At 57.4% G+C, this 7,460-nt stretch carries 3 protein-coding genes; all 3 read left to right on the top strand.

The features are described 5' to 3' along the window. Positions 1-6,026 (top strand): putative Ig domain-containing protein (locus HDE80_RS21915; protein ID WP_184674443.1); only part of this gene is annotated, 6,026 nt, incomplete at its 5' end. Then, entirely contained in the window at positions 6,023-6,379 is a 357-nt protein-coding gene (locus HDE80_RS21910) for an Imm8 family immunity protein (RefSeq protein WP_184674441.1), read from the top strand. The genes HDE80_RS21915 and HDE80_RS21910, both read left to right, overlap by 4 nt. A gap of 413 nt (positions 6,380-6,792) precedes the next feature. Then, positions 6,793-7,182 carry a hypothetical protein gene (locus tag HDE80_RS21905; RefSeq protein WP_184674439.1) on the top strand — a complete coding sequence of 130 codons (390 nt, stop codon included), beginning with the start codon at positions 6,793-6,795 and terminating at the stop codon, positions 7,180-7,182. Positions 7,183-7,460: the final 278 nt, after the last annotated feature.

Below are 7,460 nucleotides of genomic sequence, written 5' to 3'. Positions count from 1 at the left end.
CGGGACAGACCAATCCGGGGTACCTGCCGAGTGCGCTCACCGGCACCGGCAGCAGCGAGCAATACCAGTACGACGCCGATGGGCAAGTCGCGAAGCTCACCCAGCTCACCGGTGGGTCGGTGGCCGAATGGGACACCTACCAGTACGACGTCAACGGCAACCAGACCGTGGACGCCACCTACACCACCGACGGTGCCGGACTGGTGGTGCACACCGAAACAGTGTCCAGCTATGACAGCCACAATCGTCTCAGTGTGGAGACCACCGAGAACCCGGACAACGGCGTCGCTAACTCACGCGAGGTCATCAACTATGACGCTGTCGGCAACCGGCGCGCGGTGTTCGTGCAGAGTGCGTACGGCCCGACCGCCTCCGCCATCAGTGGCAGTGGCGGTACGCCGACCGGTGGTGTGGGTGCGCAGACGGCCACGCCGGGTGTGGCGTGGAATCTCAATGTGTCCAGCGGTTTTACCGATAACGTCGGCTTCGGATTGACGTATGCGGCGACGGGCATGCCCAGCTGGATGACCCTCAACAGCAGCGGCAACTTTGGCGGCACGCCGAGCACGGCCGGCAGCTGGTCGATCACCGTCACAGCCACCGACGTCAATGGCCAGAGCGTCAGCAGCACGTTCACGGTGACCGTGCCCCTGGTCACTCCAGTGTTTACCGCCGGAGCGACCAACCAGGTCGGTAGCGTGAATACCGCCTTTAGCTTCACTGTGCCCGGCGCCACCGATGCCAACGGACTGGCGATCAGTTATGCACCGGCATGGGTCACCAGCAACGGTTATGTACCGTTGCCTTCATGGCTGAGTTTCAACGCCGGCACGCTGACCTTCAGCGGCACGCCACCGGCCGGGAGTGCCGGTACCTACACCATTGCTTACGGTGCGGGAGCCGGAGGGTTCAACCCGATCCAGACCTTCACCTACACCGTGCTCTCCACCCCGCCGGTGCTCAACGGCAGCTTCACCAACCAGACGGTGTCCGGTACGCGCAGTTTTGCGTTCAGCTTTGCCGCCAGCAGCTTCAACGAAAGCGATGGCGATGCACTGACGTATTCGGCGGGTACCTATAAGATCCAGTCCATCACCGGTGAGCCCACCACGGAAATCGACTCCCCGTTGCCGTCCTGGATGACGTTTTATCCGTCCAGCCTCACGTTTGCGGGCACGCCTCCGGCCAGCGCGGTAGGCCAGACGTTCAAGCTGTATGTGATGGCCACCAATCCCCAGGGGCAGGAGGCCGAGGGGTATTTCACCGTCACGGTCGTGCAGTACGTGCAGCCGGCACCGCTCTACAACGGCAACCTGGCCAACCAGACCGGCGCCATCGGTGGTGCCTCGCTCAACATCCCCCTCCCGGCCAACGCGTTCAACGAATCCGATGGGGGCGCGCTGACCTATACCGGCATGGTGTTGATTCCTGCGCATACGTTGACGGTGAACAAGGGCGGCGAGCCCGTCGATACCAAGGTGGCGGCCGTATGGGTACCCATCAGCCAGGTTAACCTCAGCGTGAATGCCACGACGGGCGCCATCACCGGTGTGCCCGCGGCGCTCGTCTACGAGACGTCCACATGGTCCACCCCGATGTACGAGAGCGATACCACCTATCAGCTCGAAATCATCGCGACGAATGCTCAAGGTGGAACGGCTTCCGGCGCGCTGACGCTGACCAACAGCTACGCACCACCGGCGGTGACCGGCGCCATCCCGGCGCAGACCCTGACACCTAACGGAGGCCCACAGAGCTACAGTATCGCGACTTTTTTTAACGACCCTTACGGCCACGGGCTGACCTATACCAGTAACGCGCCGTCCTGGGCCGGTTTCAGCGGTGGTGAGTTTGTGTTCAACGGCACGTCGGAACCGGTGGGTAGCTACAACTGGACGATTACCGCCACCGATGGCTTGGGACGTACGGTCAGCACGACCATCGCCGTCACCGTCAATAATGCGGCGCCGGTGTTCAACAGTGCCGTAAGCAATATTACCGCCGTGCAAGGCATGCCCTTCAGCTACCAGGTGCCGGGTGCGCATGATAACAACGGCGACGCGTTGACTTATTCCGGCATCATGTGGAACGGCTCGGCGTACGTCGCGCTTCCCTCCTGGGTCAGCTTCAACGCCAGCACGCTGACGTTCAGTGGCACGCCGCCCACCACCGGATCGTTCATCTTCGGCTGCTGGGCCTTCGATACCCACGGGGCCATCAGTGGCGAGGGATTTACCCTCACGGTCAACGCACCGATCAACAATCCGCCGGTCTATAACGGAGGCGTTCCGAGCGGACTCATTTTTAATGCGGGCCGCGCGAATTCGTGGACGGTACCGAGCACCGCATTTAGCAACCCTACCGGTCGTGCACTGACTTACTCCCTGACAAACCAGTCGACGGGAGCCGCCATCGCTGGCATCTGGACGTTCAATGCCACCACCGGCACGTTATCCGGCACGCCACCCAGTAACAAAGTCGACCACGACTATGGCAACTATGTTTTAACGGCAACGGATTCCGTCGACGGCAAATCGGTCAGCGTCGTGATTGATATCGATGTTATTGCCAACCTGGCAGGGGGGGAAGTGGTAAAAGCACTCCCGGCAACCGCCACAGTCGCCAGTCCGCAGGCCGTCACTAGCCAGGCCGCCGTGGCCACCACGCCCAACATCCAGAGCTCCTGGTTCACCTACGACGCAGACAACCGCGTGCTGGTGAGCAACGGTGCGCTGGTCAACGGCCAGATCGAAATCACAGCCGGTACCTACGACGCGCCCTCGGTCGGCAATCAATACGATGCCGCCGGTAACGTGGTGGTACGCACCACCGTCAACAGTGGCGCCTACAGCGTCATCAGCGGGTCTAAAATAAAGACCTACGGCGCCGGTGACGTGATGCTCCAGCGGCTGGTGTACGACCAGCGCAATGAGCTGGTCGAAACCGACTATGCGATCGATCAGACCCAGAGCGAGGGCAGCCTGGGTGCCTACCAGCGGGTGACCTACGACGCCGACGGCCATCAGGTACTCGACGCGACGTACTTCCGCAATGACTTCTTCGTATCGGCCACGGACACGCCCGACTTTCCCGATGGCACGGAGTACATGGAAGCGGGTGGCTGGCTGCAGCAGGCCCAGATCACCAGTTACAACAGCGACGGTACGGTGTCGCAAGTCGCTGCCTATGGCCGTCCATCCACCGACTGGCAGCGAGCCGCCATCATGGCGGTCAATTATCAGGACAAGACACTCCCGGACGAAGTGGACATCGGTCTGGACGGCAGTGGCGTGCTCGGCATGAACTCCGCGACGACCTACACCGCTTACGACCACGTCGGTAACGTCACGGCGTACACCTATACCCAACCGAACGTCTTTGCCGCCAATTACAACGTCAACTATCTGAAGAAAGACGGCTATCTGGAACAGAGCACGACCGGCACCGCCACCGTGGCCGGCTATGTGCCCGCCACGGACACCAGCTACTACGATGCCTTTGGACGGCGCCTCGCGGTGTCGCAAACCAGCCAGGGCAACAGCGGTTCGGCACTGAACACCACGCGGGTGTTCGGCTACGACAGCAGCGGCGAGATCGTGCTGAAGCGCAGCGGCGCGACGAGCGGCAGCACGTTCACGCCCTCGGGCGGCGGCGCGACCGATCACTACACGTACGTCGACGGCCAGCAGCTCAACGTGCTGGACGAGGCCGGCAACATCAGCGCGCTGGACACGCTGACCGGCTTCAGCGACAGCGCCAGCACCCAGAGCTACGTGATCCAGGCCGGCGACACGCTGGCGAGCATCGCGCAGGCGGTATACGGCAACAGCAACTACGGCTACATCATCGGCCAGGCCAACGGTATCGGTGCCAGCGACACCTTGGTGGTGGGTCAGAGCATCACGCTGCCGTCGATCATCACGAGCAGCAACAGCGCCACGACGTTCAAGCCGTATAACGCGGGGCAGATTGTTGGGAGTACCACGCCGAATCTGCCGACAGCGCCACCGCCGCCGCCGAGTAGTTCGGGGTGCAATGTGTTGGCGGAGATCGTCATCATTGCTGTGGCGGTGATAGTTTCGGTCGCGAGCTATGAGACTTTATCACCCTTAATGAGCGAATGGGCTGCCGGCGCAATAGCAGGGGCAGCAGGCAGTACCGCCAGCCAAGTCACCGGTGATGCATTGGGCGTACAAGATGGCTTCAGCTTTGGACAGGTGCTGGTGGGTGCTGTAGGTGGCGCGATTGGTGGGGGCTTGAGTTCGGAGTTCAGCCAAGGAGGCGCCTTCGCCAGTACCTTTGCCAGTAGCACCGGTAACGGTATCAATGAGGCCGGCAATGCTCTTATCGGCGCTGCCAGTTATGCGGGTACTTACGAAGCGGACAAGGTTACCGGTCAGGCGGCGAACTTCAGTTGGGCCGGCTTGATTGCGAGTGCGGCTGGCTCAGCGGCGGGTGGTGAGCTTGGCCCAAGCAATGCCCAAGCGGCGGCTGGTGAACAAGGCGGCTTTTCCTGGAACAGGGTCGAGGCCAATATCGTGCAGGACGTCACCACTCGCGAAACCAGTCAAGCCTTGGGCGACAACCATGTGCAGAGCTGGCAACAGATCGGTGAGGATGTGTTTGGCAATGCGCTGGGTAATGCAGCGGTAAGCGCTATCAACGCCGCGCAAGCGCGCAGTGCGGAACAAACGGCATCGTTCAGTCAGCAAGCCGGCAGTGAATGGAGTCAGGACCAGGCATCCCTCAACGCCTACGCCAATGGCGGAAACCAGGGTTCTGGGGAGTCAGCGTTTGAGCAAGAGGCCCAAACGCTGATGGCGAATAGTCCGCAGGTCGCCTCGGCGGATGCATATTCGACCTATACGGGTATCTATGGCCTGCCGGCAGACAACGACAATGGAGCGAGCAGCGCGATGCCCGGGCAGGGCCAAGCACTGGACATCAATCCATCGTCGTTCGCCGATCAGCTGGACGGGTTTGATGACTATGCCGATACGCTGGCGATGGAAAACGGCGGAAGCCTGATACCTCGGTACAACTTTGCGCTGGATACCGGCTCCGCGGGTCCGGCGATAGAGCCGCCTTACCTGCCGCCAGCCGTGGCCTCACTGGCAGGGAACTCCGTGAACGCTTCGGCGGCGGCGGGGTATCTCTCCATGATGTACGCCGATCCTTCGGAATCGCCGGGATTGCTCACCTATGATTTCAGTGGGGGTGCAAATGAGTACACAAATTCCTCCGTATCTACGGCGCAACCGATTCCGTCTACTCTGTGGACTACGCTCTATGGCGTTGCGGAAAGGAATGCGGCCTCTGCAGAAAAGTACGACGGACCAATCGGCGCGGCTATAGCTCGTTTCGATGTGGGTACTTTGAACTTTGTAGGCAATAATGTTGCTGCTTGGGAAGCGCTGGGGAACAATGGTCAGAGCGTAAATCCATTCAACAACCTGTCTGTGGATGGGGTTGATGCGTGGAATACACGGTTTAACTCTGTCTCGACTGTCGTCGTTGGGGAGCTGGCTGCAGCCGAAGACGGTCTCGATGGACTTGTTAGTTCTGTAAAGAACATGTTCTCCGATCCGGTCGCTTCATCGGCTACACCATCTAGTATTCTTGAGGCCGTTCCAAACGAAACAACTATAACGTCAGAGGGGACAGCAAACGCCGCGACTGGTCCACAGTTGGCACAACAGCTCCAAGCGGAGAATTTGGCAAATATTGCGTCTCAAGATCCTAGACTTGCGACGGCAGTGTACGGCGACGGTTCTGGGAATATGAATTTCTCGATGGGGACAGGTACTGCTGCGGAATCGGATGCGCTAGGTCAAATTTGGGTGGGTGATGGTGCTCAACCCATGGGTGGTGTCGAAGGCGGTTGGGTGAGTGCGGACGAAACTATGACGTATCGTCCCCCAACATCGAAAAACTCTCCCTTTGCACTTACCGGGGTTCAGTCTAATTTTCAACAATTCTCAAACGGACAATTGATCAGTAACGGTCATTTGAACATTCTTCCATGAAGGCAAAACTAAAAAGAATTGATACGAATTCGGCAGTGCCGCTAGAGAAGTTCCAGCCAGAGGACCCTGGATGCTTTGGATTTTGGCTGAATGCATCAATTGGTTCTGATGAGACGGAAGGTGCTGACGATTTTCAAATACTCGTATGCAATCGTGAGTGGTTAGAACGCGAAAAAAAATTGCAAACGAAAAATCTGGAAAGATACGTTGTATTGGATGGAGAATATGATATGCCTTCAATAATGGAGGCATTAACAAAGTATCTGGACGGCTGCGTTGGTAATAGTTGGACCGAGATCGTCGTGCAGATATCAAAGATTGGAGTGTGGGAGTTTGAGGGCTACAAGGCATAAGTTCCAAATGACGGAGTGAGTGCGGCGACAGGGACACAAACAGGACCATTGGCGCCAATTTTCAACCCTGCTGGAGCGGCGAGAGCGGCTCAATACATTGATTATCAGCAGGGCGTGTCCTTGAGCGATACAATCGCAAGCATTGCGGGGGACAATCCAACAATTACTTATACGGAGTCGGGGAAGACTATTTACGCGAACCCGACGAATGGAATGCAAGTTGTTTATGATAATGCGGGTAACTATTTCAGGGTCCAAAACACAAATGTTAATGGTGTCTTAAGTTACACAGATCAATTCGGTAACCCGATTCCCAACAACGTCCCGCTAATTCAGCAGTCGAACACGATACAAACTGGCGTCCCGACGTCCGTTAGAAACGCCCTCACACATTTCACGAATACGGACTAATTATGCATCCCTCTCACTTTTTGATTTTAGGTGCGCAAGAGAGCAACTTAAAAAGAGAGCTTTCATTGTCGCGAGAAGCCTCCGAATGGCTTTTTTCAAAACATTTTTGGGGTGGCCTCAATCAAAAGTATCAGACAATTTTTAGTCAATATGAAGAGGATACTCTTGATCATAATCTTACCAACATCGTTGCTGAGTCGCTTCAACTATTAATTTCTGAGCTGGATGATGAAGTCGAGGCTGAGGTGAGATTTCGTTATGGATGGAATGAGAAAAAAGAAAGCCTTTATTGCGTCTTAAGCAGAAAGACGCTTATTGAAGAGATATCAGGGTTAGAGAACCTAATGGTTGAAGCGTCGAAACTAAATTCTGACGTTTACTGTCAATTGTGATGTTCCAGACACAGTACCCGACACCGTCAATCCGCCAGTCCCAAATGTCGACCTCACCGATGACTTCATTGTTAAGACCGGTAGCGATGGCACAACTAGCAGGCTGTTGAGAATGCCCCTTTCGGCGCTGCCGGCATAGCTTCGTCCTATGGATCACACGACGTGCAAGCAGCCATCACGGTATGCTGTCCACTGTCCAAATAGCCCTTCTGCGTATTGAACGATGCGATTTTTTGCGGCTGCGCCGATCAACAAAGGCCGGTGAAACGGCATCCGGT

This window comes from Rhodanobacter sp. A1T4 (genome assembly GCF_014207185.1).
In the GTDB taxonomy this organism is placed as follows: Bacteria; Pseudomonadota; Gammaproteobacteria; order Xanthomonadales; family Rhodanobacteraceae; genus Rhodanobacter.
Note: the sequence above shows the minus strand (reverse complement) of the source record. Positions and strands in the feature narration are given on the sequence as shown.